Here is a 25182-nt window from a genome sequence, read left to right as displayed (position 1 = left end):
GCGCGTGGGGGATTTCACTTCATTCGTTTTCGAGTGATAATATAGCCTTTTTCATATTAAAATATGTACTGTAGATAAATTTAGCATAATAAATGCCAGTATATATTGATAAAACGGCGGATATTTTCTTCTATTCTGATAGCTTCTCTGATAGCTTCGTTTACTATGCGAACTACTAATAGTAGAGTTTAGTGAAGATTGCGATGGTATTGCGTGTTACGCACTATCATAATAATCATCCTAAGAGCCTATCCCTGTAGGCGTTATTGACGTAGCCAGTTTGGACCGGACAGCGCGGAAAAACCGCAGCGTACACGGAGTACGTGAGGATTTCGAGCACTGCCCAGGATCAAAATGGCAAGTAAAATAGTCTAATGGGTCAGGCTCTAAATCAAATCAGACATACACAGCGATAAGGATATGTGGCATGAGAGTTTTGATGATTGACGACGATGTAGAGTTAGGCAAAACCATGAGGCCAGTGCTGCATATGTACGCTATCGATCTTGATGTCGTACATGCACCTGAGGAAGGTTTAGAGTGTATACAATCAAATAGTTATGATCTGATATTGCTTGATGTTATGTTGCCGCGTATCAATGGCCTGGAAATTTGTCGCACTATCCGCAGTTTACCTGCGCCATTGTGTGACATCCCAGTGATTATGATTTCGGCCAGAACCGAGCTGGTAGATCTGGTGGTTGGGCTGGAGACGGGGGCCGATGATTACGTTGCTAAACCTTTCGAACCTCGTGAACTGATTGCGCGCATTAATGCCGTGCGGCGGCGATTTAACGACATTAAAGCCGAATCGCCTGTTGCAGTGAAAAGTTGCGATCAAATCCTGCTAAAAATCAACAACGATACCTTACGTATCGATATCCCGCGAGCTCAGGCGTTTGTCAATGATAGTATTCTTGATATCACCTCTATGGAGTTTGAAATTTTGCTGGCACTGGGTAAAACGCCAAGTGAAGTTTTAAGCCGGGAAGAGTTATTGCAAAGATGCAATGCCAGTAACGCTATCTATTCGCGAGGGATCGTGGCATTGATTTATCGTCTGAGAAATAAAATTCGGGCCGCCGGCGCACAGGTCGATTTTATTCGCACCGTGCGCAGCCGGGGCTATGCTGTTGTCGGGTATGTTAATTCGCTGTAGGCACGTTGAAAATTTGTTGATAGTTCATCAGGAATTGTGGCATTAATCCATACTTTTTGTGCCAGAGATTGGGATGATTGCCGCCATTTCTTTGCCTTTTGTGAAGGGTCCATCTCCAGCTGCGCAAAGCAAGCCAGAGGATGGCAATCCGCTTCCAGCCGACAGCGGGTGGTGATTGCCCACAACACATCTTCATCAGCGTGTAGATTAATATCCTGATCGACAAATATGACCAGCTTGGTAAAGGGATTGAGTGTCATAATCCCGGTCGCAATTTGTTGCATATGTGAAGGTTGATTAAAACCGGGATACAGGGCGATATACAGTAATAACATACCGCCACCCGCATGGGCGTAACGCAGATCAGCAATACCCTGAGTGAGCGCCTCCGGCAATCCCAGCAAGGCATTAAACGCACCGGCAATGCCTAACTGTACCGCTTGTTCACGTCCCGGGCCAATGAGTGCCGGATAACTGGCACTATGACGAATATGGATATGGCTGAGGGTAAATACCGCCAGATGGCTGTTGGCCTTACCGGGATAACCGGCAAATTCAGGCATACTGTAACGTCGTCCTGTCTGGCGTTCATCAGCCAGCTCGCTGCCCAGACTTCCTTCGAGAATAATTTCACTGTCAGCCAGACAGTCAACATCCTGGGTGAGACAAGGCGTCAGCCGAATCGGCATTCCCGCCAGGGCACCGGCAAAAGCCAGTTTGCTTAATCCTGTCGGCAGTGTCGCGGTACTGAGTGATGAGGCAATGACCGCTGCCGGAGGCATACCCATATTAATACTGATGGCCAGCGGGCGTCCCTGCTGCAAGCTCTGCTGATGCAGGATAGCCAGTTGTCGACCCGCTAAAATGGATACCCCCATCTGACGCTCATCAAGTAGCCATAAACGGTGTGCCGAGAGTGAACACTCACCATGTTGATTGCGCGCGTAGATAAATCCCTGGGTAATATAGGCACCTGCATCGTCGGGGGTTATGTGTCAGTACCGGGAGACGTTTCAGAGTGCAGTCGTATGCGTTTCCCGGCGGCATATCATGGCGACTCATCGTCTCCGGTGATACGGTATGTGCCAAAAGCTGGCGCAGTGATGCCTGAGTTAAATATCGCGGCAGGTGCGGGATCCTTTCCCGCACCCGCTGTTCATCACCGAAACAGCCCATTAACACCGGCAGTTTCTCTTCACTGATCATATAGCGCACAACCGGCTCTGCGCTTGCCCGTCCGCATGCGGGCGGTCCGGCATAACGCCGGACGTAATCAGCGACAATCGTATCCCGTGGCGTTGTTATCATGCGTTCGACGACCGGTACGCCCCTCAGAAAAGCCCGCAGTGAGGTGGGATGTTCTTGTTGATTAAGCTGTGGCATGTGAGGTCTCTTTAAGCTGCACATGACGGGCTGGAAGTAACATCATCATGGCAGGCATCAGGATGATATCGACCAGCAGCGCGAAAATAACCCCGGTCATCATCAGGCTGCCAAAGCTACGGATATTACTCATATGTGAAAGCAGGAATACGGAGAAGCTAAACATCACCACGATGGAGGTCATCATTAAAGCGTTACCGACCTCCTCCAGGGTGACGCGCAGCGCATCCTGTGCTTTCGGGTGTAAGATGAGATTATGGCGATAGGTATAAAACATATGTAATGTCTCATCGACGATCAGACCGGTAAGGATACCGCCAATCAGAATAGTGAAGGTATCCATCGGAATATCGGCTATCGCCATGATCCCCAGTACGAAGACATACGGCAAAACGTTAGGGATCATACTGATGAATCCCATCCTATAACTGCGCAGGCAATAACACATCAGCACGCCGATAATCGCCAGGGTAATAAGATAGCTGCTGACCATATTGTCGAGGACGGCTCTGGACGTATTCGCCAGTAAGTTAATCAGACCAGTAACGTTGACGGTGGCCATATTCGCCAGCTCCTGATTGAAGATCTGGTCAACCTGCTCTGATACGCCACTGTAGCGCGTTGCTTCCAGCCAGGGCACCAGGAAGGTCACACGCCCCTGGCTATAGTCGATACTGGCATAGCGCATGATGGTCGAGTTACCTTCTCCTTCCAGCAGTAAGAACTGTTCCCAGATTTGTTCCTGTGAGGGGATGGTGCGTTGTCGCTGATCGCCATCATGCAGCGCCACATTCACCTCATCCATAAAGGAGACCAGGCTGGTATGACGGCCAATAGGAATATCGACTTCGTCATACACACGTTTTACCGCGCGTTGTATCGCTTTCAGCAGCGGTTCACTGCGAAAATCGTAGCCCTTTTGTGGCATGATAATCAGCTCCATATTCACCGTACCGTTGAAATGACTATCGATAAACTCTGTTGACTGACGCACGGCGTTATCCGGAGGCAACCATAACAGTGAATTGTGGGAGAAACGCAATTGTGGCAACTGAGAAATGACGGCGATAACGACCAGGCTGAATGCGGCGATGGTTTTCCGTGGGTGATTAATGCCGAGGCTGCCGATGGCAACGACCCAGCGCCGGGAGGTGGCTACGTTAGTGCGTTCACTATTAATATAACGTGCTGGCAGGAAAGCCAGTGCCTGAGCTCCCCAGAACAGAGCAAAAAAGTAGCTGCCAACGGTGACCAGCATCCCGAAAATACCCAGCGCGGCGATAGGTGCCAGATCGGAAGATAAAAAGCCCAGTAAACCATCGGCACTGGTCAGGATACTGAACAGGATCGGATGGTGGGTGTGTTTCATAGCGTGGGACAGCAAGGAACTACGCGATACACCGGGCTTACAGAGCTCAATACTGGCCAGCATAAAATGGATATACACGCAAAGCATGATGGTCAATGCCATCGGGATCAGAAACTGTGTCGGTGGGGTAATCGCAACACCGCATATTGCCATTAAAGCCAGCATGGTCAAGACACTGCAACCAAAAGCCAGTAGTGCGCCAATGGTGATGATCACGCTGCGGAAAATAACCGCAATCGACAACATAGCGATCAGAATACAGGCGATGGTAAAGCGGGGCATATCCTGTGAGATAATCTGGACAATTTCATTACTGACGATCGGCGCGCCGGCAGTATGAATAACAAATCCCTCGCTATTAAAGCGCTGAGTGATCTCGGCGACTTTATGTGCCATCTCTGAATATTCTGACGAAGCAAGAAATTCGCGCTTAACATTTTGCTGGCTATCGGAACGACAGGTTTTGCCCACCGAAGGATCGGCAACACAGTCATGTTGGTTCGGGGTGTAGCGGTAAGGCTCAATGATAATGGCCGCTGTTTTACCGGATTTGTCGATCACGAAATTCTGATAGAGAGGGGTAGAAAGTACTCGCTGTTTCAGTGCCGCGGGATCTTTCCCTTCAAGCAGCACGTTACGCATCAGCTCTTCGAGATACAGACCGCCATTCTCATATTCAATAAACGGAATATTATACAGGCTGAATATTTCCGAAATATAAGGCACCTCTTTCTGTAAAGTCAGATGCAGTGTGGCGAGCTTTTTAATAAAGGGGGTGCTGAATACATCATCACCTGTCACGGTAATGACTATACGATTATCCTGGCCAAATTGCTTACGGAGCTGGTAATATTTCAATAATGCTGGATCTTCATCATACATAAACGCTTCTATACGGCCGTCGCGTTGCAACTGAGGCAAACCATAGCCGACGAAGCCAGCGACCAGTAACAATAACAAAAACGCACTTTTCAGACGATTGAGAAAAACCCAATTAAGAAACGCAGTCATCGTGCGATCGATAAAATTAATTATCCACATTACATTATCAATCCTTAATCAGAAGGACTCCGCGCCAGGCGCGGAGATAGTACGCAGATTCAGGCAGAGAAAACACGCATTATGGCAATGTTTCTAAATGGTAGTTAGGAGAGCGATACTCGCGCCAGGTCGATTGCTCATTACCCAGGTCCTGGACGTCATACCAGCTTTCTGGCAGAGAAAGATTGAAGCTCTCACCATAAACCTGAAATGCTGATTGAGAAACTTTACGACCATCTTTCAGTGTCGATATCTGATATTTTTCAGCAACGAATATCCCGTCGACCCAACGTTGATTAGAGGTTTCGAAAATCCGTTGTTCATTCGGTGCTTCGGCATTAAATATGCTATAAACGGGCAGGAAAGTGCCTTTCTCAACCCAGATCTCACCATCTTTCAGGCCGAGGCGCAGCAATTCCTGTTCGTTATTCGGTTCGACATGGATTTTGTAAACCGGCAAGCCCTGATATTCGCCTTCACTCAATAACTGGCAATCATAATCACGCGCCATGCGCGTCATCATTTCGCCGATGTTCATATCAGAACCATACAGGCGGCTACTGAGGTCTTTCGACTGTACTTCTAATAGTTTCTGGCTGGCAGGCAGATAGCGCCAGATACGATCTTTTTGGTCATCTTCTGTATAATCAAGAACATAAGATTCAGCGTTGGCCAGTTCAGGCGGGGCGACGACACGGCTACGCAAGATACGGTTAATGCCGTTGTTCTTGTGGGTGGCAGTAATCGTGCGTGATTTGACATTGCCATGTTCATCCGTAATGTCCATTTTGATCATCCGCCAGCTATTATATCCGTGATAACGGTGCTGAACACCGAGCAAGACATCATTACAGCTTTTAACTTCCGGTAAGGGGGCAGCGAATAACTCAGTATTAAGCATGAAAATACTGGCCAGTAATGTTGTGCTGCATAATGAAAACAGGCGGGGTTTGCATTCCGTCACGATAATATTTCTCCTGTCGTAAGAATATTTTTTATCATTTTTAATCTGGCAATGATATGTTGGCCAGAAATAAATCGCCGAAAGATATATTTCACCAGCGCTAACAAAGGCGTGATAACTACTGATTGCCAGACTAACAATCCTGATAAGATAAAACAAATGAATAAATCTGCAATTCATTTCTTATTTGCGCCATAACTCAATATATATGTGATTTTTATTTATATTTATCACAAAAAATGATAACTGGTGCCAGGCAGCGATGATTAATATTTAAAAGCTTATGAGGATATTTAGATGTATTTTGTGATGAATTGTTATTCTTGAATCTCTAAATACAGATAATGATTTACTCAGTGTTATTTATCGGAGGTATGCTAATAGTTCAGGAGTATCAGGTGATTCTACAGGAAGCGGAAAATGAAAATAAAAATATGTGGTGCCACCCAACAAAGTGAGATCGCGATTGCTAATCAGGTTGCCGTTGATTATATCGGCCTGTGGACGGGGGTAGAACAGCATCCGCGTACACTATCCGAACAGCGTCTGACTCAGCTGGTAAAAGCCTGTCATGGTCCGCAACCTGTAGCCGTTTGCGTCAAGCCGATCTTTCCACTATTGGGCGAAATGTTGCAGCGCTGCGCTATCTCATGGCTGCAGTTACACGGTTTCACCCCGCCGGGTGATGTTGCGCGGTTAAAGCAGCAGCAATTAAAGATTATTAAGACCTTACATGTGAGTGATAACGGCGACTGCCCGGAGTTGCGTTGGTTAGCGGATTACGATGCGGCGGGTGTGGATGTCTACCTGATAGATCGTTTTGTCGATCGTCAGCAAATTGGCAGTACCGGTCAGTCATTACCTCGTTCGGTTATTGATCCGCTGCTGGTTCGTCTGGCAGGACGACGCATCTGGCTGGCGGGGGGGATCACGGCAGCGAATATCGATCAATTCGCTGCGATCCCCGGCATTGAAGCGCTGGATATCGATAGCGCAGCGCGTAGTCATGGAATGATTGGCGAGCCGCTACGTGAGCTGATGAAAGCGCCTGGTATCCGGGAGGGAAAATGACCACACATTTACAGCCATTGTCGCCCCTGCGTCAGCGTGCTCTTTGTCTGTTGATTATGGCAGGCGACGGGGGACTTGCTCAAACGCGGGAGCTACTAGCCTGTTGTGTTGACAATGGTGTCGATGCTGTAGAGCTTTGTGCGCCGTTTCCTGATGCGTTTACCGACGGTGAAACGGTACGCCAGGCGCATCACAGAGCCCTGGCGCAAGGTGTGGTATGGCAGGATCTGTTACCCTTGATTGCCGAGTTTTCTTCTCGTCTTCATATTATTGCGCTGCTTGATTATAGCCACGTTTTTGCCCGTCAGAATGTCACTCATATTCTGCAAAGTTTCCGCGAAGCGGGGGCGGCCGCTGTCTTGCCCCATGGTTTGCCTCCTCGCCCCCGCTGCGCTTTTTATCACGCCGCTGCCGATGCCATGTTGCCGATCATCGGCACATTGTATCCACAAAGTCGTGATGCAGTGCATAACGAAGTATTACAGCAATCAGGAGGCTTTATTTATCTGGTTTCTCATTTTGGCCGTTCCGGAAGTGCCGCGCCAGAACCACAGTTGATCCGCGATGAAATAGCCCGCCTGAAAACGGAAAGCCGCCTGCCGATAGCACTGGGCTTTGGTCTGAAGAGCGCGGCAGATGTTGCGGCAGCGTTTGATCTCGGGGCAGACATCGCGATTGTTGGCAGCCAGGCGTGTGCCGTGGTTGCTGATGCCCTGGCACAGGGAGAGTGCGCGACAACTGCGCTAGCCACCTATATCCATCTGTTACATCAAGGAGATAAGCATGACTGAAACATCCAGGTTGCGCCAGCGAGCAGAGAATCAGGTGCTAACCGAATTACGTTTCACTGAGGGTGAAGGTGCCGCCCGGTTGCTGATTGATCAACAACACCGATTTTTTTTCGATCATCCCCAGGATCATGTTCCTGGACTGTTACTGCTGGAAGGTGGCCATCAACTGGCTGAACGGTTACTGCCGCCGGGAGAATGGCTGGCGAGCGAAATGCAGGCACGTTTCATCCGATATTGCCTGTTTGATAGCCCGGTCGGGTTGCGCGGCACATGTCAGCCACAGGGTGAGGGATGGCAATGTGAGATTGCTGTCACACAAAATTCGCAGGATCGCGCCAGTATGCAGTGGTTTTTTATTCCGTTGCCCGCCACGCAGGTAACACAGTTACACAGTACCGCAGAGTGTCCTGTTGAGAGCGCCAAAGTCAATAAAAAGCGTCCGGAAAATGTGATGATTGGCCAGCCTTATCCATTCGAAACAACAGGATATGAATGTCATGCGCTGTTGCCACATCCGGACAACCTACTGGCCGACAGTCATCATCAGACACATCCGTTGTATCTGTTAGAAGCATTCATGCAGCTACAGCGCAGCCTTAACTATGATCAGCCCGTTCGGTTACGCGATATTTTAATGGGCGTCAGTATGCAGACTTTTCTACCGCTGGCGGCAGGCAGCGCTTTTCATTTGCAGATGGAGCCACAACAGGATAATGGCGAGGCTCGCCACTTTAATCGTGGTGCAGATTTATGGGCGGCGGGGCAGCGTTTTGCTCGTTGTGAAATGCTTAGTGGCCGGATCCAGCGTAACAAACAGACAATAACACAAGGGAGTTCGGCTGAATGAAAACAGTTCATATTATCGGTGCCGGCATTGCCGGATTGGGGGCGGCGCATTTTTTAGCGGCGAAAGGTATTCCGAGTGTGGTTTATGAAGCTTCTGACCATATCGGGGGACGAGCCGCCGGGAGTATTGAAGAGGGGACCCTATTTGAAGTCGGGGGGAAGAATTTCTCTTCAGAATGGACACGTTTTAACGCACTGTTAAACGAGTTCAATATTCACGAGTACGATATGCAACATCCTGACTTTCATATCGTGCTGCGGGATAAACTGGTCAAGCTGGATAAACGCCGCACGTTAAGTGGTGACTTGCGCCTGGCAATGCAGTTAGGACTGCGCGGCTCACTGCAACTGAAAAATTTCCTCACTTATTCACGCGAACATGCGGATGAGCTGAACTATAGCGGGGGGCTCATTGAACAGGTTGAAGAGAAATGGGATCACCAATCGGTCGCGGCACAGTTTGCCCCTTCGCTGGTGGCAGGGCCGATGCGCATGTTCTCGATTATTATGGGAGCCGCGGAACCGGAAGAAGTTTATCCATCGCTGTTAACGCTATTTACCTCCGGTTTTGGTAAGGGACAACACTTTGCGATTCAGGGCGGGATCCAGCGTTTTCACCAGGGGCTGGCCGATAACAAAAATATTCGCCTTGGTGAGCGGGTTTCGCGTATTGAGATAAGCCAGGGCAAAGTTACGGGATTAGTGGTCAATGGGGCCGAAGGTCAACAGAGAATTGATACAGATGCTGTGATTTCAGCCGTACCGGCACATATTTTCAAACAGCTACTGGTATTACCTGAGCAGGCTCAGACGGCCATTGATAAAATCCGTTATTTCCCGCTGGCGATGATCAATGCGCGTTATGATCGCCCGGTGTTCCGTGATGGGATCAACTCAATCATGTTTGAGCCTGGCTCAATCCTTGGGCACTGCTCGGCTAACCGACTCTACCAGCCTGAACTGGTACGCTTCACGCTCTCCGGGGCAGCGGCGCGTAAAGTATTACATCGCACGGATGAGCAACTTATTAAGCTGGCTGAAGAGGCATTTTCCCGACACTTACCCATTGAAGGCCAGCTTGTGACTGCGCGTGTAACACGTCATCTGGGCGGAATTTGTGCCTATGCACCTTATTTTACCCGTGTTAAAGCAGAAATACTGGCAGGTATCGAACCAATTAACGGGCTGGCTATTGCGGGTGACTACCTGGAAGGACACACTATGGAAGGGTGCTTACATTCGGCTGAGCTGGCGGTACAACGGATCAGCCGTTATCTGGAGAGTTAAGTGGCCTGTGCGGGTTATCATAAGGGCCCTGCGGGGTCCTTATCGGTTGCTTTAAAACAGGATTAATCCTTGTAGCTATTGCCGATTGTTTCGCCTTCTGTCACAGAATATTGTTAATTTCTCACTTATGTACGCCGCGTATGCGTGGTTTTCTCCGAAGCATTCAGTGATAAAGGTGCTGACGGGGTTTGCGCCTCGTCGTGAGTCATATCGTTTATCAGTGAGTGTTTGCGATAACGTCGGCCTTCGATACTGAACATTCCGGGATGATGTTCACGCAAACCAGCAAGTAACCACTCGCAAGGTAAATCATCAAAACTGCCATGCTGATTGACAAACTCCATGTACTTATTCCCTGATTCGTCAAAAGGATGGTGTATGCTGTCATGATAACCATCGAACTCTAACGGCGTCATTTTATATAACCGGCAGAGTTGCCAGTTAAATACCGGGGTGGCTTTTAGCCAGTTATCCCCTTCAAGGCAAAGCTCCACCAGACAGTGGAAATGAAAAATATCGCCGCCAACATATTCACGCAGACGCGGAGAACTGAGATGGTTGCGCACATCGGCAAACCACAACCGCGCAGGGACACCGATAGCACGCAGGGTAGCGCAGTAGAGCAATGATTTATGGATACACATACCACTGCCTGCTTTCACAACGCTACTGGCACGAAAACCGTTACTGTCCATTGCCGCATCATAAACGTCATAACGGATTTTATCACGCACCCCATAATAGAGTGCGATAGCCTGTGCGCGTTTATCATCCATATCGGGCGGCACTATTTGTCTGATAAAGTGCTGAACAGCTTCGGTGTTGTAATCCAGAAAAGATGTTGCCGCCAGATATTGAGGGGATGCCGGCATAACAATCCTCCTTTGCTCAGGTTGATATAGAAGAGGTGGGTGGGGTAAACGCATCGGGAAAAGAAACCACAACCGAGGTTCCCTGTCCCTTGACGCTGTCGATCACTAAATTTCCGTGTAATCCGTCAACGATGGTTTTACAGATATAGAGACCCAGCCCATAGCCGCCGGATTCACGCTGACGTGACTGGTCAGCGCGCCAGAAAGGTTCAGTAAGAAAAGGGATCTGATCCTTATCAATGCCAATACCTTGATCGGCTACGGTGATCCGCAGTCCGTTTTTATCATCATCAATCGTAATGGTGACAGGTTTTGACTGGCCATAGAAGACCGCGTTACTGATCAGATTACGCATTAACACCATCATCATGGTGGAATGGCTATAAAACACCGGATTAACAGTATTAATTATCAGCTTAATGATGCTGTTACTGTTCTTCTGTTCCGCAACGACTTCGTTGAAAAAACTCACCAGATCGATGCTACACAGACTGATATTGCCCTCACCAACATGCGTTTTCTCGGTGTATAAAATGGCATCCAGGATCCGTTCCACATTAACGATATCTCCGAGGATCGCCAGTCGCAAAGGTTCATCAGTGATAAGATCCTTACGTACTTTCAGATGCGCCAGTGGCGTGCGTAATTCGTGCGGGATCGCCAGCAGCATGTGACGGCGCGCTTCATGAATATGATTGATATGATGCAGCATTTTATTGAAGCTATCCGCCAGACTGTGGTACTCACCATAGGTTCGTTCAAGCGGGATTCGGTACTTGAGATCGCCTTTATTCGCATGCATCACGCCGCGTCGCAGTTCGATAAAGGGGCGGGTTAACAAATGGATAGAGTAGAAATTGGCAAGTAATATCACAATAATCGCCGCTGCGACCCACCAGAGCAGCTTTATGGCATGGGAAGACAATGAATGGCCGATCATCGGCAAAATAATAAAATTCCCTTCATTGTATGCCGCAGCCACGTACTGATCGTCATTAGTGCTCATGGCAACGCCGTCAGGATCATGCAACGCCGTTTCTAACAAAGGGAGATAAGTACGGTATACATTGGAGTACATTTTATCTTGCGGGATTATCTCCATCTGTACGCCATCAACAGATATTTGAGTGAGTTGATCGGGTGTTTTGCCGGATACCAGATTAGAAAACAGTGTTTTAGCCAGATATCTTCGTGGGTGTTCATCGGCAACACGCTGCAGAGAAAATACTAATACGATAACCAGAGCGCAGGTCGATACCATCGTATTGAGCAATAACATGGAAAAGATGGTTCGGGAAGAAAACCATTTATACATTTAGAGCAATCCTTTATTTGGCGATAGAGACAGCTTGCCGCGTAGCATATAACCGTGAGCGCGAACGGTATAGATAAAATCTTCATCCATCGTAATATGGTGGATTTTGCAACGGAGACGATAAATCAGCATATCAAATATCAGCTTCAGATCCTGAGAAGGCGTATGGCAAAATGACAGATTAATATGATGGCGTATCATCTCTTGCTGAAGCAGATAAGCGTGTTCAACGTCATCATCAATCAATAATCTCTTCACCATACGTTATCCCCATACAATTAAAGCGTCATAATGAACGACAGCATCCAGCCGTCTTTACGACCGGCAGTACCGTAAATAGTATTGCTGCTACCAAAATAGTGATAACCCTGTAAATCAAGACGCATATTGGGCTGGATGGGCGCGCTAAGCGTCAGCTGGCCAAAACCGCTGCCATCCATCGGTGTTACGGTCGTGATGAATGAAAGATCGTTGTCTCCCCAGAAATCATTCCAGGCCAGTCGGCCAAAGTATTGCTGCCTGGCTAACGGTTCCTGTCGGATTGACGCCAGCTGTGCGATACGGCGCGCCTGACGATTGCCGCCGGCAACCGCGTTGCGCCAGGCCGCGAGCTGTGACTGCTTAATCCCCGCCTCATTAATGTGATATTCAACGCTAATGGCAATATCCTCATTCCCCACAAAACTTTCAGGGACTGACCATGTCACACCGCTGGCAAGCTGATGGTAGATTCGCCTGTCGCCTGCCTGTGATCGCCGGGCCTCGTCAGTCAGATTTTTCCGGCGTTGCGCAAACCATTCGTTGTACAGCACGACATTGTCCAGCATGGCCACGCTCACCTCATTTCCCAGACTGGGCTGATCTCTCTCATATAATGAGCTCAGGGTCAGCGACAGATTGTTCCAGGAGGCAGGTGAGGGGGCATATTTTACAAAAGCCGCGTCTCTGTTATTGGTGCGATCCAGACCGAGCCCGACAATGTTGCTGTTACTGGCAGCCGTGTCAGAATGGACATGTAAGTCGGGGCGATAGCCAAAACTCAGTACACTTTCTTCACTTAACCACACGCCTTCCAGCGCGACAACGCCAAGACGATCTTCACGTCGGTTAGCGGTATCAAGACTCTCAAAGATCACCTGACTGTTATTCTTAAACCAATCTGTGGGATTGAAGCCGCTGGCGACACCATTACGGATATTGGTACGTCCGGCCACCCATCGCCAGGAAGAGGAGGGGGTATAACTGAAAGCAAGTGATTGCACATCCAGACGGATATTATTCTGTACCTGATAATCTTCCCGACTATTGCCCTGGGTGCGCAGCCGGGTATTCAGCTCAATGCCAAAGGGACCACTGAGGTCCCCCTGACCATATAAACGGGCGGCGAGCCGCCCGCTGGTGATAGCGCTATCATGAGGTTGCCAGTCTGCCATAGCCTGACTTTTCAGTTCCAGACTAAACGCCCCTAACGGATGGTGAGTCGCGTTATCCAGAGGTTCTGGCGTCGAGTCAGGCAACAACGGAACATTGTCGTTGGCCTGTACCATCAGGCTGGCTAACAGACAACTCAGATAAAGGGGCGATCGTGTCAAACCCATTAGCCCTCCTGCAATGTGAAATGAGACAACCACTCTTTGTTAAACCAGGATAACGGCAGATCTTTTTCCCGGTAATCACTCATCTGCATCAGCGTCACTTTATTGGGATTAAAGCCATCACCGATCACCACTTCGGTAGGCCGAACCGTACCAAAGACCGGCTGCCAGTTGCGATACCATGCTACTTTCAGCAACTTGCCACTGTTGCCATAGAATTTCCCTTTCAGCGGACGATCATTTTCTTTATCCACCCACAGTTCTACCTTTTTATAGGGCGCAAAGTCGTTAGTCGAACTCAGCTGCAGCTTCCATGCTGGACGCAGATTACGATCACCGTCGGTGATCGACTCTTCGCCATCCAGGGTTGCCGCATAATCCAGGGTAAAGTTCGAGGTGATGACGTCACCATTTGAGGCATTACCCAGCAAGCGCTGGCGTGGGGACATGCGCACTGAGGCTTTGGATTTAGGATCATAGAACCACAGGATATTATCGTTACGTAGTAATAATTTCCCCCGATCATGATTGGGTTCATTGATATGTACGATGGTCAGGAATTGCCCATTGGCGTTATGTCGGGAATGCGTGGTGACCCGATTCTGATCAGTCAACCGGTTATTTTCATACAACTTCAGTGACACATTAACCACAAATGAGGTTTGTGGATTACGGATCACATCTGAACGTTGCAGAATATCCTGGGCCTGATCAGCCTGGGTAGCCAGGCTGGTGAATGAAGCAAATACACAAGCCAGATGTAAAAATTTCAGCGTTATCTTGCGCATGACGAATCTCTCTTTCTCAGACATGATGGATGGCAGAAATGATATTCATGCGTGAGGCTTTATACGTTGGCCAGATTGCGGCAAAGACGGAAAGCACAAGCAGAAAAGCCATAATACCCAGCACCAGTGGTGGATTTTCCAGGATCATCAGCTTGATCGTCAGTGGCGTAGCGTTGCTCGGTGGTGTCCAGTGTAGCTGCATTTTGTTGATAATACTGCTGAAGATCAGCGTCATGACCAATGCGGTAATCACACCAAACAGCCCCATCAACGCGCTTTCCGCGAGGAACATACGCATAATAAAGCTGCGCCGGAAACCCATCGCACGGATAGTACCAATTTCACTCACTCGCTCCATCACAGTCAGATTGATGGTATTGGTAATGGTGAAAATAATGACAATCCCGAGGAACAGAGAGACGACACCAAAAATAAAGGAGAACATTTTAAAAATTCGTTCAAAAGAGGGATCAACCTCGCTGAACCCCAACACTTCCAGTGGCAAACCGCTGGCATCCAGCTTTTGCTGAATCAGCACTTTGGCCTGTTCCACCCGACCAGGATCACGCAACTGTACCAGCATAACCGTCGCTCGCGGCTGATCGCCATACAGCAGTTCACGTGCCAGATCAAAATTCATCATCACAAAGGCGTTATCCATCGCCCGGTTGGATTGTGACTGAGCCTTATTAACATACACGCTGACGATATTAGGTGCGCCTTCGGTGCTGGCAGCCAGCAGATTTAGCTGTGGCCCTCTGGTCACATCCGTTTGTTGATTGAGCTGCGCTTTATCTTCGTTAGACATCAGATGATTAACGTCGATCTGCTCATCGGAAATGGTTTTATTCAGGCGCGGTGGATCTTCACAATCAGGAATATTCAGGGTTTTGCACAGGCCAAGCTGGCGAGCCATACCGATACCGATAACGGCACCATCCTGCTGACCTTCCCGTAGTCCGGTAGGGGGGGTAACGACCTGAACGTTCCAGCCATCCCACGTCCGCATCTTATCGATGTCCTGTGGCACAATCCCGCGGCCAATGAATGTTTTGCTATTATCGGTAGCTACCACACCGGCAATGCCTGCCAGGGAAATTTGTGGCGTGATAATGGTGATCTGCTCACGTAGTTGCGGATCACTGAGTAGCAACCGCGAGACCGCCTGATAATCATTGATGGTGTAGCTATCAGGATCGGCCGCACCGTATTGCAGATAACCTTTCTGATAGATCTGCAATTGTCCCTGATCCTGAATCAGCCCTGTCTGCACGCCATAAAAGACGGAGGTGACAAATCCGCCAAACAGCATCATCGCCAGACCGCCAATACCGATAGAGATAGTGGTAATAAATGTACGATGGCCGTTCTTCAGTAAATTACGTAGTGCGATTAGCCAGATCATTGCAGACCTCCGATATCCTGCAGTTCCCCATCAACAATATGAATTAATCGCCCTGATTCATTGAGCAGGCTTTCATTATGAGTACAAATAACAAAACTGGTATCAAACTGGCTGCGCATATCCAGCATCAGATGGATGATTTCATCTGAGGTGGCAGAATCCAGATTTGCGGTGGGTTCATCGGCAATGACCAACGCCGGAGTGGTCACCAGCGCACGGGCGATGGCGACACGCTGACGCTGACCCCCGCTGATCTCACCCAATCGACGATTGGTGTAGTCTTTCAGTCCGACAGACTCCAGGTAATATTCCGCTTTTTCACGCCGTTCCTGACGTGACAGGTGATGACGTAATAACGGAAATTCAACATTCTCCCGTACCGAAAGTACCGGGATCAGGTTGAACGACTGAAAAATAAAGCCAATATGCTTAGAACGGAAATCAGCCGCCTGATTATCGTCCATTGTCAGGACATCCTGACCGAGAATGGTAATACTACCTTCATCAGGCCTGTCCAGCATGCCGAGCATATTTAAAAAGGTAGATTTTCCACTGCCCGAAGGACCATAGACAAAGGTTAATTCTCCTGTAGGTATTGAACAGCTGGCGTTTTTTATTGCAGTAAACTGATAGCCGTCCATATTATATTTTTTTACGATGGAATTGAATATTGCAATATTTCCATCAGCTGACCCAGCACTAGTGCGTTGTGCCATTTCTGGTGATGAGGATTTTACTGAACTCATCGTACTTTTCCTTTGCAGTTTGGGATACGCTATATTAAAAAGCGCAGTACACAGTATTACAATGAATGCTCAATGATGTTAAATATTAAAATAATAGCATGATAAACCTTCGCTACATCGCATATCATCTTGTTTTTTATAAATTATATTGTGAATAAGAAGTTCTTTTGCTGGCGATTTTTTATCTTCCTTGTCATATATTAAGTATCTTTTATCACTTTTTGTCATCGAAAAACAAATCAGTATTGTTTTTTTACAATAATCATGGTTGATCGTGACGATGCTACAGGCTATGGCGGAATGTAATTTATTTATTCATCTGCGTTATCTTTTGTGATTGTTGAGTATGCAATTAAATACACCGTGATGTTTATTTTAATTACACTGGTTAAAACGCGGATACATAAAATAGCAATAACACTAATCATAACCTTTAACTATGGTGGCTGAATTTAATCATGACGGAAAGGATAGTTATTACGGGTGCGATAAGCCTGTTACCAGAGCCATTATCGCATAAGGAAACGTGCGATCGCCCCAGGGAGATAAAGCATCGGCGTCAGACGGCGGCGTCTGCGCAATTATTACAGCTATGCCAGCAGTTATTTCATGACGCGGGATTAGACAATATCAGCACGGCCGGTGAAGAAACCGGTCTGGTTTCCGGCGCCTGTTACGGCTGCATGAGTGTGACGCAGAACATTTTGACCACGTTGCGCGAGAAAGGCCCACGCGCGGTTGATGCCATCGAATTTGCCAAAGCGACACATAGCTTTCCTCTGTCGGCGATCAGTATTGAATTTTCTCTGTTAGGGCCTGCGGCGGCGGTTGTCTCTGGCGAACTGGCCGCGATGGATGCATTGATGATGGCCAGGGACTGGTTGTTAGCAGAACGTTGTCAGCGTGTGATAGTTGTGGGTTATGAGTCTTTCTCTCCTTTGTTGCAGGCACATCGGCAACAGACGAGCGGTGATGGTCATGATAGCGACCATATGAATGTACTCTTGCTGGAAACCGAAAGCAGCGCTCGGGCGCGCGATGCCAGGGTACTGGCAGAAGTGCTGGGACTGAAGCGTTTTTCAGGATCGCACGCCAGCATGGTACAACGATGGGTGAATGAGCTACAGCACGCGGGAGCAGGCAGTGAAGCCTGCCGCATCCTTTCCATTAGCGCACCACAATCTGCTGCCGAGTCGCTGCAGCAGGATATTGACCGCCATTATGCTCCCTCTCCTGACGCTATCCACTGCGGATCACGCCAGCTATCAGGCACGACAACGATTATGCAGCTGGCAGAAATGATACGGGCATCATTAAGTGGCGAGTGGATTCTGAATACCTTTGCGGCAGCAGAAGGCGCAATGATTCATTTGCGTCTGAATCGCTGAACAGATGATGAAAAGACGGATGAAAGAAAAAACGGTAGCAGTAATGGGGCTGGGAACATTAACCCGTGACACAGTTGGCCTTCCGGCGCTATGGCAATATTTGCTGGCGGGTGGCGCTTTGCCTGCGGCTCCGAAACATTTTGACAGTACAGATTTTCGTGCGCAAAGCGCTTATACCGTCGATCCCCAGGCGTTATGGCAACAGTCGCTGCAAGCATCCTGGCCTCTGGATGAAGCCGATTATCAGCGTTTACCTTGCGCCGGTTATGGCTGGCTGGCGGCTCAGGAAGCGTTGCAACAGGCGGGAATCACCCCAGAAATGCGGGCGCAAATGGGCATCAGTATGGCCACCACCAGCGGTGGCACGATGGATCGATTCGCCGCGAGTCAGAGCGCAGAAGAGGCGCAATATGCCACCTTAGACGGCGCGGCGACGTTATTAGCGCGGTTATTAGATGCGGGTGGACCCGTCAGTGTCTTTTCCTGCGCCTGTGTCAGTAGTGTGGCTGCATTCAGCCATGCTTTTGAACGCATCCGGCAGGGAGATATGCCATTGATGCTGGTCGGCGGATGTGATCAGGTCCGTGAGGCTGATTTTGCTGGTTTTAATGCGCTGCGGGCGATTGCGCACGATGCCTGTCGCCCGTTTGACAGTCAGCGTAAAGGCATGGTGATGGGGGACGGTGCCGCGATGATGGTGCTGGAGGATCTGGATCATGCGCGGGCACGGGGTGCCACCCCGCTGGCTATTTTTCGCAGTTGTGGACTGGCGGCGGACGGGCACCATTTGACGGCACCGATTCCGGATGGCCTGGTGCGAGCGATGCGTCAGGCATTGCGTTCTGTCGGTGATGAACGTCCAGGCTACATCAATTGTCATGGCACGGGCACCCAGGCGAATGACAGCAATGAATTGCAAGCGATGCAGCAGGTCTTTGGCCAGACACCACAGTCGATAGTCATCAGTTCCACCAAAAGCGGAACCGGCCATTTACTGGGCAGTGCTGGTGCGCTGGAGGCGGTGCTGTCGATCCAGATCCTGCGTGAACAGTGTGTCCCGCCGATGGCTACGTGTCAGTCGCCGGTTGCGGAAATGAATTTTCGTATTCCCGATACCACCCATCCCTTACCACTCAACACCCCGATGGTGATGAGTAATTCGCTGGGATTTGGCGGCCTTAATGGCAGCCTGATTTTTTCACATTACCAGGAGTGATCACCCGATGGCAGAGACATCAATGACCGAAGAGCAATTTTCGGCTTTATTAGACGGTATGACTGAGTGGAGCCAGCGTATTAATCAGGGATGGCTGGCAGATGATTTACAAGGCAAATTTGGTCAGCAACGCTGGGAATTACTGAAATCCGGTGGTCTGACCGGCCTGCTGAATAGCCAGCAAGCGGGAGGAGTGGGACTGAATGCCATGCAGGCTGCGCGTTTCATGTCCTGTTTTGGTGAACTCTGTCTGGATGGTGGACTGAGTTTTGCGCTGTGCACTCACCTGTGTAGCACCAGCCTGCCACTGGAACGATTTGGTTCTCCGGCACTGCGCGAACGTCTGTTACCGAAGATTATCGCCGGGGAACTGATTGGCGCTCACGCGATTACCGAACCTGAAAGCGGCTCTGACGCCTTTGCGATGCGTACTGAAGCCGTCGCACATGAGGGTGGCTGGTTACTCAATGGCACCAAGATCTTTGTTTCTAATGGCCCGATAGCGGATCATGTGGTGGTGTATGCCTGTACTGACCGCAGCCGTGGCACGCTGGGGGGATTTAGCGCTTTTCTGGTGGACGTCAAAAGCCCGGGTGTCGTCATCGGCCCGGCAAGTCACAAGATGGGATTAAAAACTTCGCCCCTCAGTGATATGTACCTGACCAACGTTTTTGTCAGTCCGGAACAGTTGTTAGGGAAAGTCGGCATGGGCTTTGCCATTCTCGATTTTGTCATGAAATGGGAAGTGTTGTGTGTCTTTGCCTGTCAGGTCGGTGAAATGAAACGCCGCCTGGCACAGTGCCTGAAACAGGCAAAAACCAGAACCCAGTTTGGCAAACCGATAAGCCATAACCAGGCGATTTCCCACCGGATGGTTAACATGTACCTGCAGGTAGAAACCGCACAATACTGGTTGCACCGGGCGGCTCAGGCGTTGCATACCGGCAAAAATACCGCAGGTGATATTGCGGCGGCCAAATTGGTGATCAGCGAAAGCAATGTGGCGACGGCGATGGATGCTGTCACCCTGTTTGGCGGTGCGGGTTATATGGCGGAGATGGGGATTGAAAAGCAGCTGCGTGATGCCGTAGGCAGCGTGATTTACTCCGGAACGTCAGACATTCAGCGTAATCGCCTGGCCACGATGCTGGGGTTATAACGATGAGTGAATTTTTACCACAACAATTAGCGGCCTGGGTTCTGGAGGCGGAAGATCCGCAGGCAACTGCAGTTATCTGTGCTGAAAAAGAGTACAGCTACCAGCAACTTGCTGATGGTGCATGCTCACTGGCCGCGGCATTACCGCCGTTATCAGTGGAAAATCCCCGCTGCGTTCTGATCATGAAAAAAAGCATCGCCGCGTTACAGGCCACCCTCGGGGTACTGAGTATGGGGGGATGTTATGTGCCCCTGGATGCCGCTTACCCGGCTGAGCGATTAAAGCCCATTCTGCAGACTCTTCAGCCTGCGGTGGTGATTGTGGATGCGCAGACGGTAGCACAGGTACAGCCACTGGCCAGCGAACTGGGTTTAGCGCTGATTAACATGAGCGAACAGCCACCTTGCTGGCGTGCCAGCAAACAGCCGATCCAGCAACCCCTGGCCGCTATCCTGCATACATCAGGCTCTACCGGTCAGCCGAAATCAGTACATATTGGCGCAGCGCAGATCCACGCCTTTACCGAATGGGTGGCTGACACGTTCGGGATCACACCGTGGGATCGCCTGCTCAATCATGCACCGCTGGCGTTTGATCTGACGTTCCTCGATCTTTTCGCGGTATTCCGTTGTGGGGCGACGCTGGTATTTACCCAGGAAAATGAAGCGAACAGTGGCGCGCGGCTTAGCCAGTTCGTACTGCATCAACAGGCAACGCTCTGGCACTCAACGCCGACATCACTCCGTCTGTTACTGGCACATGATCCCGAGGCACGCTATCCGGCAATGCGCACGGTTCTGTTTGCTGGAGAGCCGATGCCCGGTGAGTTGCTGAGCCAATTGATGACGCTATTTCCGCACGCTGAGTTTTATAACATCTACGGTAGCAGTGAAACCAATGACACGTTTTATTATCACTGCCCCAAAACGCCCATCACGGGTACGGTGCCGCTGGGCTATCCACTGGCATATACCGAGTGGCGATTACTGGATGAACATCAGCAACCGGTCACCACACAACAGGAAGGTGAGCTGTGGGTGCATTGTCCGACGCTGATGGAAGGCTATGGTGATGAAGCGCTGAATCAGCAAGTATTCCGGCAGTTTGCGGGTAAGCGTTTTTTCTGTACCCGCGATCGGGTTCGCATTGATAACGAGGGAATATTCCATTTTCTTGGCCGTAGCGACTGGATCGTTAAATTAAATGGGTTCCGTGTTGACCTGCTGGATGTGGAACAGAACGCGCTGCGTTGCAGCTGGGTTGATGAGGCTGTCGCTTTTGTCGCCGAACATGATGGCGAACGCCAGCTAGAGTTAGCGATATACGGTGCCGCCGTGCAGAGTATGTTGCAATTACGCCAGCATATGGCGCGCTATCTGCCCCCTTACGCGCTTCCCCGACGTTACCATTTATGCTCCCAGCCGCTGGCGAAAAACAGCAATGGCAAGCTGTGTCGTCGCAGCGTGGAAAAACAGATTAATCAACAACAAACAGCAGAAAATTAATACAGCTTTCTATGGTGAGTTATTTAAAAGGAGTATGAGATATGAATGTAAAAGCGATTATTGCCCAGTTTTTAAGTGAAGAGTTTGCCCCGGATATTCAGCCAGAAGAGTTTGCTGAAAACATGAATCTGGTGGATTTCGGCATTATTGACAGTCTGGGTGTGCTCAAGCTGGTGGCGTGGCTGGAGAGCGATTTTGGTATCGTGGTGCAGCCGGAAGAGCTGAATGTCGAACTGTTCAGCTCATTAGGAGCGATTACGGAATTTGTTGAGAGCAAGCTCAAACTAACCGTCAATACCTGATCAGCTTTCTGCTAACGAAAGGAGGTGCATATGGTGGACCGGCAAGCATTTCTTACCGCGTTAACACGCCAGCAAACGCTCAATATGCAGGAGATGATCACCTTCTGGCAGCAGGTCGATCATGGGGAGCAATCCCCGCAGGTCGTGCTGGCAGTATTGAGCGCACTTTCAAGCCGACCCCTCGAGGTGGATGTTGCGTTGTCTTTCCTGCGTTATCTGCAACAAGCCTATCCGAAGACAGTGCTTCAGAGCACATGCAGTGCGGTCAATATTGTTGGTACTGGCGGTGGTATTAGCACCTTTAACATCTCTACGACAGCCGCATTTGTTGCCGCCGCCGCGGGGGTTAAGGTGCTGAAAAGCGGTTCCCGTGCTTACAGCAGCCAGACAGGATCTCAGGATGTGCTGGAGCGTCTTGGTATCAGGGTTCCTGGCAATGATGAAATCCTCGAAGAGATGTTACAGACGCTGGGGATTGGTTTTGTTCCGATTGCCCGTTATCCGGCGATTTGCAGCAAACTGGTGACCTTGTGTCAGCCATTGCCCTTTAAACTGGTCGGTCAGGTGATCAATCGTCTGGGGCCATTGCTCTGTCCGTTTGCGCTGAAAGGGCAAGTCATCGGTGTTTCGGACCCGGCATTATTGCAAACCCTTGCATGTACTGCGCGTGAAATGGGCATGGATAATCTGCTGTTTACGCACTCGCTGGCAGGGGCTGATGAGATGTTACCGTTTGGCAGTAATCCTTGCTGGTGGGTGCGCTCGCGGGGAGATTTACAATGGAATGAAACGGTCGATACGGTAGGAATACCTCCCCGCAAGGGAGATATCACGAAACTACAAGGTGGCAACGCGGCTGAAAATGCGGATCGATTACAGCGAATTCTGGCAGGCAATGATTGTGATGAAGCACTGGACGCGGTAGCATTGAACGCGGGGACTACGCTGTGGGTCGCTGGCAAGGTTGATTCATTGCTGGCAGGACGCAATCTGGCCTGGGAGATCCTGCACGCCGGGCTGGGGCTGGAAGTTCTACAGCGTACTCAGCAGTTTTGTCGTCAGCTCCGGAGGGTGACAGCATGAGCGCCTTCATTCAGGCATTACGCTCAGCGCCAGCGCCACTGATTGCTGAAGTCAAACCCTTCTCCCCGGAGTGTGGCGATCTGCTACGCGGACGTGATCCTCTGGCGATCGCAGGTCGCTATGTGGCGCACGGCGTCTCCTGTCTTTCTGTCACTACGGGACGCTGGCATCATGGTAATCTGGCGATGCTCGAAAGTATTGCCAGGGAAACGGCGGTGCCCGTTTTGCGTAAAGACTTTATTACTCGTCAGGCACAGTTAGCAGAAAGTCGCGATGCGGGTGCGTCGGCGGTATTATTCAGTACCCAGTTGTTAAGGCAGCAGGAGTTATTGCAGCTGGCATCTCAGGCGTTAGCATCAGGATTAACGCCTTTCATTGAGGCCGATGCGATTACTCAACTGCAAGGGTTATCTTTGCCAGCCGGATGCATCCTGGCAATTTGTAATCGTGATATTCGCCAGCAGGAAAAAGATAATGGTTCAGTTTATAATAGTATTGCGCTTTATCAGTCTGCACGAGCCTGTCACCCTGCTTTACTGATCAGTGCCAGTGCCATGCGTCAGCCGCAGGAGGCAGTAACCGCATTACAGGCAGGCTTTGACGCGGTGTTAATTGGTACGGCACTGCTATTGCATGAGTCAATAGATCAGAGTATCGCATCATTTATTCATGCCTTATCCCGGAATAAAAAGGATCTTTTATGCAGCAATTGAAAATATTGTCATTAGGTTTACTGTGTACCACAATGATGGCACAGGCAGATGAGTTTTCACTTGGCGCTGCCGCAATGGTGGCTTCAAGTCCTTATAAAGAAACATCAGCGAAAGTGCTTCCGATACCGATGTTGGGTTATGATGGTGAGTATGGCTACTTCCGGGGGCTCGGCGGTGGGATATATCTCTGGAATGATCAGTCTCAGAGCCTGAGTATCGATGCCAGTTATATGCCATTAGGTTTTGATCCGGATGACAGCGATAGCCATGCCATGAAACGCTTAGATAAACGTCATCCCACACTGATGGCGGGAGCCAGTTACCGTTATAAACACCCGGTTTTAGGGCAATTTCGTCTGGGTATTTCCGGCGATACGCTCAATAACAGTAATGGTATATTAGGTGATATTAGCTATTTGTATCCGATCGCTTTCGGTGACTGGCGTCTGACACCCGGTGTTGGCGTCAACTGGGCGAGTTCGAATCATAACGATTACTACTATGGCGTAAGCAGACATGAATCGGCGCGCAGTGGACTGGCACGATACCAGCCGGGTAGCAGCTGGACGCCCTATATTGAGATGTCTGTTAATTATCATATCGATGAAGCATGGCGTGTTTCGTTTTTAGTCCGTGGCATCGCCTTATCGAGTGAAGTACGCGATAGCCCGATGGTTAATAAAGATTTTACCGGTATGCTAATGACCGGCGTCAGCTATCTGTTCTGAGTTGTTATGATGTCGTATTATCGCTGGCAGGGATATCGGCCAGCGATATTTTCACGATCATCGCGATGCCTGTATGCAATGATCATCTCTTTTTTTATTGTTGTTCTTACCCTATTTGTTACCACAAAATAGCATTAACCAATTCATTATTTCAGAAAGTTATATGATAGTAATATTTATTTACTGGTAATCTTTTCATTCTGTGCAATAGTGAGCTCAATGCCACCTTGTTGTTTTGTTCAGAAACATACTAACATAATGACGATTATCACAAATACGATGAAAAAACGATAATTTTTAATCCCGGTGTTCTATGTTATCGTTAGTTGATCCTCTATTATCTACATTACATTTTATAAAGAAGCGTCATCCGGGAATTTTACTGAAAAAATATGATAAAGATTAATCCGAAAAAAATCTGATATAGCAATAAATCCTGGCGATCAGGTGAGATTA

24 protein-coding genes are annotated in these 25182 nt (G+C 49.3%); 13 read left to right on the top strand and 11 right to left on the bottom strand.

What is annotated here, in order from left to right:
- The first annotated feature begins 427 nt into the window (after nt 1-427).
- Nucleotides 428-1159, top strand: coding sequence for a response regulator transcription factor (locus tag PT300_00415; protein MDF7679165.1), 732 nt, complete (start codon nt 428-430; stop codon nt 1157-1159).
- Here the strand turns inward: PT300_00415 and PT300_00410 are convergent.
- The 4 genes from PT300_00410 to PT300_00395 all read right to left on the bottom strand — a co-directional run bounded on the left by PT300_00410 (nt 1126) and on the right by PT300_00395 (nt 5916).
- Entirely contained in the window at nt 1126-2109 is a 984-nt protein-coding gene (locus PT300_00410; GenBank protein ID MDF7679164.1) for a UbiD family decarboxylase, read from the bottom strand. The two genes, PT300_00415 and PT300_00410, sit on opposite strands and share 34 nt — an antisense overlap.
- Nucleotides 2084-2542, bottom strand: coding sequence for a hypothetical protein (locus tag PT300_00405; GenBank protein ID MDF7679163.1), 459 nt, complete (start codon nt 2540-2542; stop codon nt 2084-2086). Before PT300_00405 ends, PT300_00410 begins: the two co-directional genes overlap by 26 nt.
- On the bottom strand, nt 2529-4952 hold the full coding sequence (locus PT300_00400) for an MMPL family transporter (protein MDF7679162.1): 2424 nt from the start codon (nt 4950-4952) through the stop codon (nt 2529-2531). The genes PT300_00405 and PT300_00400 overlap by 14 nt, the downstream gene beginning before the upstream one ends.
- Nucleotides 4953-5031: 79 nt before the next feature.
- Nucleotides 5032-5916 (bottom strand): outer membrane lipoprotein-sorting protein, encoded by an 885-nt coding sequence (locus PT300_00395; GenBank protein ID MDF7679161.1) that lies wholly within the window; start codon nt 5914-5916, stop codon nt 5032-5034.
- Between the two features lie 420 nt (nt 5917-6336).
- On the opposite strand from PT300_00395, the gene PT300_00390 reads away from it, so the two are divergent.
- Genes PT300_00390 through PT300_00375 form a run of 4 tightly spaced genes read left to right on the top strand, consistent with a single transcriptional unit; the run spans nt 6337 to nt 9911 of the window.
- Nucleotides 6337-6987, top strand: a complete 651-nt coding sequence (locus PT300_00390; protein MDF7679160.1) for a hypothetical protein — start codon at nt 6337-6339, stop codon at nt 6985-6987.
- Nucleotides 6984-7778: a tryptophan synthase subunit alpha gene (gene trpA / locus PT300_00385; protein MDF7679159.1), complete on the top strand. Its 795-nt coding sequence runs from the start codon at nt 6984-6986 to the stop codon at nt 7776-7778. Before PT300_00390 ends, trpA begins: the two co-directional genes overlap by 4 nt.
- Nucleotides 7771-8625: an AfsA-related hotdog domain-containing protein gene (locus PT300_00380; protein MDF7679158.1), complete on the top strand. Its 855-nt coding sequence runs from the start codon at nt 7771-7773 to the stop codon at nt 8623-8625. The genes trpA and PT300_00380 overlap by 8 nt, the downstream gene beginning before the upstream one ends.
- Entirely contained in the window at nt 8622-9911 is a 1290-nt protein-coding gene (locus PT300_00375) for an NAD(P)/FAD-dependent oxidoreductase (protein ID MDF7679157.1), read from the top strand. The genes PT300_00380 and PT300_00375 overlap by 4 nt, the downstream gene beginning before the upstream one ends.
- A gap of 125 nt (nt 9912-10036) precedes the next feature.
- Here the strand turns inward: PT300_00375 and PT300_00370 are convergent, their stop codons facing one another.
- The 7 genes from PT300_00370 to PT300_00340 are packed head-to-tail and all read right to left on the bottom strand — an operon-like array spanning nt 10037 to nt 16632.
- Nucleotides 10037-10783, bottom strand: a complete 747-nt coding sequence (locus PT300_00370; protein ID MDF7679156.1) for a transglutaminase family protein — start codon at nt 10781-10783, stop codon at nt 10037-10039.
- Nucleotides 10784-10799: 16 nt separating this feature from the next.
- Nucleotides 10800-12098 (bottom strand): HAMP domain-containing sensor histidine kinase, encoded by a 1299-nt coding sequence (locus PT300_00365; GenBank protein ID MDF7679155.1) that lies wholly within the window; start codon nt 12096-12098, stop codon nt 10800-10802.
- Nucleotides 12099-12359: a hypothetical protein gene (locus tag PT300_00360; GenBank protein ID MDF7679154.1), complete on the bottom strand. Its 261-nt coding sequence runs from the start codon at nt 12357-12359 to the stop codon at nt 12099-12101.
- A 17-nt stretch (nt 12360-12376) separates the two neighbouring features.
- Nucleotides 12377-13696, bottom strand: coding sequence for a hypothetical protein (locus PT300_00355; GenBank protein ID MDF7679153.1), 1320 nt, complete (start codon nt 13694-13696; stop codon nt 12377-12379).
- Nucleotides 13696-14481 carry an outer membrane lipoprotein-sorting protein gene (locus PT300_00350; GenBank protein MDF7679152.1) on the bottom strand — a complete coding sequence of 262 codons (786 nt, stop codon included), beginning with the start codon at nt 14479-14481 and terminating at the stop codon, nt 13696-13698. Before PT300_00350 ends, PT300_00355 begins: the two co-directional genes overlap by 1 nt.
- Nucleotides 14482-14497: 16 nt before the next feature.
- Nucleotides 14498-15886: an FtsX-like permease family protein gene (locus PT300_00345; protein ID MDF7679151.1), complete on the bottom strand. Its 1389-nt coding sequence runs from the start codon at nt 15884-15886 to the stop codon at nt 14498-14500.
- Nucleotides 15883-16632 (bottom strand): ABC transporter ATP-binding protein, encoded by a 750-nt coding sequence (locus tag PT300_00340; protein MDF7679150.1) that lies wholly within the window; start codon nt 16630-16632, stop codon nt 15883-15885. Before PT300_00340 ends, PT300_00345 begins: the two co-directional genes overlap by 4 nt.
- 458 nt (nt 16633-17090) lie before the next feature.
- Between PT300_00340 and PT300_00335 the strand changes: the two genes are divergently transcribed.
- The 8 genes from PT300_00335 to PT300_00300 are packed head-to-tail and all read left to right on the top strand — an operon-like array spanning nt 17091 to nt 24726.
- Nucleotides 17091-18020, top strand: a complete 930-nt coding sequence (locus PT300_00335) for a beta-ketoacyl synthase N-terminal-like domain-containing protein (GenBank protein MDF7679149.1) — start codon at nt 17091-17093, stop codon at nt 18018-18020.
- Nucleotides 18021-18039: 19 nt separating this feature from the next.
- Entirely contained in the window at nt 18040-19236 is a 1197-nt protein-coding gene (locus PT300_00330) for a beta-ketoacyl-[acyl-carrier-protein] synthase family protein (GenBank protein MDF7679148.1), read from the top strand.
- A 7-nt stretch (nt 19237-19243) separates the two neighbouring features.
- Nucleotides 19244-20395 (top strand): acyl-CoA dehydrogenase family protein, encoded by a 1152-nt coding sequence (locus tag PT300_00325; protein MDF7679147.1) that lies wholly within the window; start codon nt 19244-19246, stop codon nt 20393-20395.
- Nucleotides 20396-20397: 2 nt separating this feature from the next.
- A complete protein-coding gene (locus PT300_00320) occupies nt 20398-21900 on the top strand; it encodes an AMP-binding protein (GenBank protein MDF7679146.1) in 1503 nt (500 codons plus the stop codon).
- Nucleotides 21901-21941: 41 nt separating this feature from the next.
- Complete coding sequence (locus PT300_00315; GenBank protein MDF7679145.1) at nt 21942-22202, top strand: acyl carrier protein; 261 nt, start codon at nt 21942-21944, stop codon at nt 22200-22202.
- 30 nt (nt 22203-22232) lie between these two features.
- On the top strand, nt 22233-23285 hold the full coding sequence (gene trpD, locus PT300_00310; GenBank protein MDF7679144.1) for an anthranilate phosphoribosyltransferase: 1053 nt from the start codon (nt 22233-22235) through the stop codon (nt 23283-23285).
- Nucleotides 23282-23998, top strand: coding sequence for a hypothetical protein (locus tag PT300_00305; GenBank protein MDF7679143.1), 717 nt, complete (start codon nt 23282-23284; stop codon nt 23996-23998). The genes trpD and PT300_00305 overlap by 4 nt, the downstream gene beginning before the upstream one ends.
- Nucleotides 23986-24726 (top strand): MipA/OmpV family protein, encoded by a 741-nt coding sequence (locus tag PT300_00300; protein ID MDF7679142.1) that lies wholly within the window; start codon nt 23986-23988, stop codon nt 24724-24726. Before PT300_00305 ends, PT300_00300 begins: the two co-directional genes overlap by 13 nt.
- Nucleotides 24727-25182: the final 456 nt, after the last annotated feature.

The organism is Enterobacteriaceae bacterium ESL0689 (assembly GCA_029433525.1).
In the GTDB taxonomy this organism is placed as follows: domain Bacteria; phylum Pseudomonadota; class Gammaproteobacteria; order Enterobacterales; family Enterobacteriaceae; genus JAQTIF01.
This window is presented reverse-complemented; position numbering and strand designations above follow the sequence as displayed.

What these genes read in the sequence shown, in the direction of transcription:
- PT300_00415 (MDF7679165.1), top strand. Translation starts at nt 428, where the DNA reads ATGAGAGTTTTGATGATTGACGACGATGTAGAGTTAGGCAAAACCATG.
- PT300_00405 (MDF7679163.1), bottom strand. Translation starts at nt 2,542, where the DNA reads ATGCCACAGCTTAATCAACAAGAACATCCCACCTCACTGCGGGCTTTT.
- PT300_00400 (MDF7679162.1), bottom strand. Translation starts at nt 4,952, where the DNA reads ATGTGGATAATTAATTTTATCGATCGCACGATGACTGCGTTTCTTAAT.
- PT300_00390 (MDF7679160.1), top strand. Translation starts at nt 6,337, where the DNA reads ATGAAAATAAAAATATGTGGTGCCACCCAACAAAGTGAGATCGCGATT.
- trpA (MDF7679159.1), top strand. Translation starts at nt 6,984, where the DNA reads ATGACCACACATTTACAGCCATTGTCGCCCCTGCGTCAGCGTGCTCTT.
- PT300_00380 (MDF7679158.1), top strand. Translation starts at nt 7,771, where the DNA reads ATGACTGAAACATCCAGGTTGCGCCAGCGAGCAGAGAATCAGGTGCTA.
- PT300_00375 (MDF7679157.1), top strand. Translation starts at nt 8,622, where the DNA reads ATGAAAACAGTTCATATTATCGGTGCCGGCATTGCCGGATTGGGGGCG.
- PT300_00370 (MDF7679156.1), bottom strand. Translation starts at nt 10,783, where the DNA reads ATGCCGGCATCCCCTCAATATCTGGCGGCAACATCTTTTCTGGATTAC.
- PT300_00365 (MDF7679155.1), bottom strand. Translation starts at nt 12,098, where the DNA reads ATGTATAAATGGTTTTCTTCCCGAACCATCTTTTCCATGTTATTGCTC.
- PT300_00360 (MDF7679154.1), bottom strand. Translation starts at nt 12,359, where the DNA reads ATGGTGAAGAGATTATTGATTGATGATGACGTTGAACACGCTTATCTG.
- PT300_00355 (MDF7679153.1), bottom strand. Translation starts at nt 13,696, where the DNA reads ATGGGTTTGACACGATCGCCCCTTTATCTGAGTTGTCTGTTAGCCAGC.
- PT300_00350 (MDF7679152.1), bottom strand. Translation starts at nt 14,481, where the DNA reads ATGCGCAAGATAACGCTGAAATTTTTACATCTGGCTTGTGTATTTGCT.
- PT300_00345 (MDF7679151.1), bottom strand. Translation starts at nt 15,886, where the DNA reads ATGATCTGGCTAATCGCACTACGTAATTTACTGAAGAACGGCCATCGT.
- PT300_00340 (MDF7679150.1), bottom strand. Translation starts at nt 16,632, where the DNA reads ATGAGTTCAGTAAAATCCTCATCACCAGAAATGGCACAACGCACTAGT.
- PT300_00335 (MDF7679149.1), top strand. Translation starts at nt 17,091, where the DNA reads ATGACGGAAAGGATAGTTATTACGGGTGCGATAAGCCTGTTACCAGAG.
- PT300_00330 (MDF7679148.1), top strand. Translation starts at nt 18,040, where the DNA reads ATGAAAGAAAAAACGGTAGCAGTAATGGGGCTGGGAACATTAACCCGT.
- PT300_00325 (MDF7679147.1), top strand. Translation starts at nt 19,244, where the DNA reads ATGGCAGAGACATCAATGACCGAAGAGCAATTTTCGGCTTTATTAGAC.
- PT300_00320 (MDF7679146.1), top strand. Translation starts at nt 20,398, where the DNA reads ATGAGTGAATTTTTACCACAACAATTAGCGGCCTGGGTTCTGGAGGCG.
- PT300_00315 (MDF7679145.1), top strand. Translation starts at nt 21,942, where the DNA reads ATGAATGTAAAAGCGATTATTGCCCAGTTTTTAAGTGAAGAGTTTGCC.
- trpD (MDF7679144.1), top strand. Translation starts at nt 22,233, where the DNA reads ATGGTGGACCGGCAAGCATTTCTTACCGCGTTAACACGCCAGCAAACG.
- PT300_00305 (MDF7679143.1), top strand. Translation starts at nt 23,282, where the DNA reads ATGAGCGCCTTCATTCAGGCATTACGCTCAGCGCCAGCGCCACTGATT.
- PT300_00300 (MDF7679142.1), top strand. Translation starts at nt 23,986, where the DNA reads ATGCAGCAATTGAAAATATTGTCATTAGGTTTACTGTGTACCACAATG.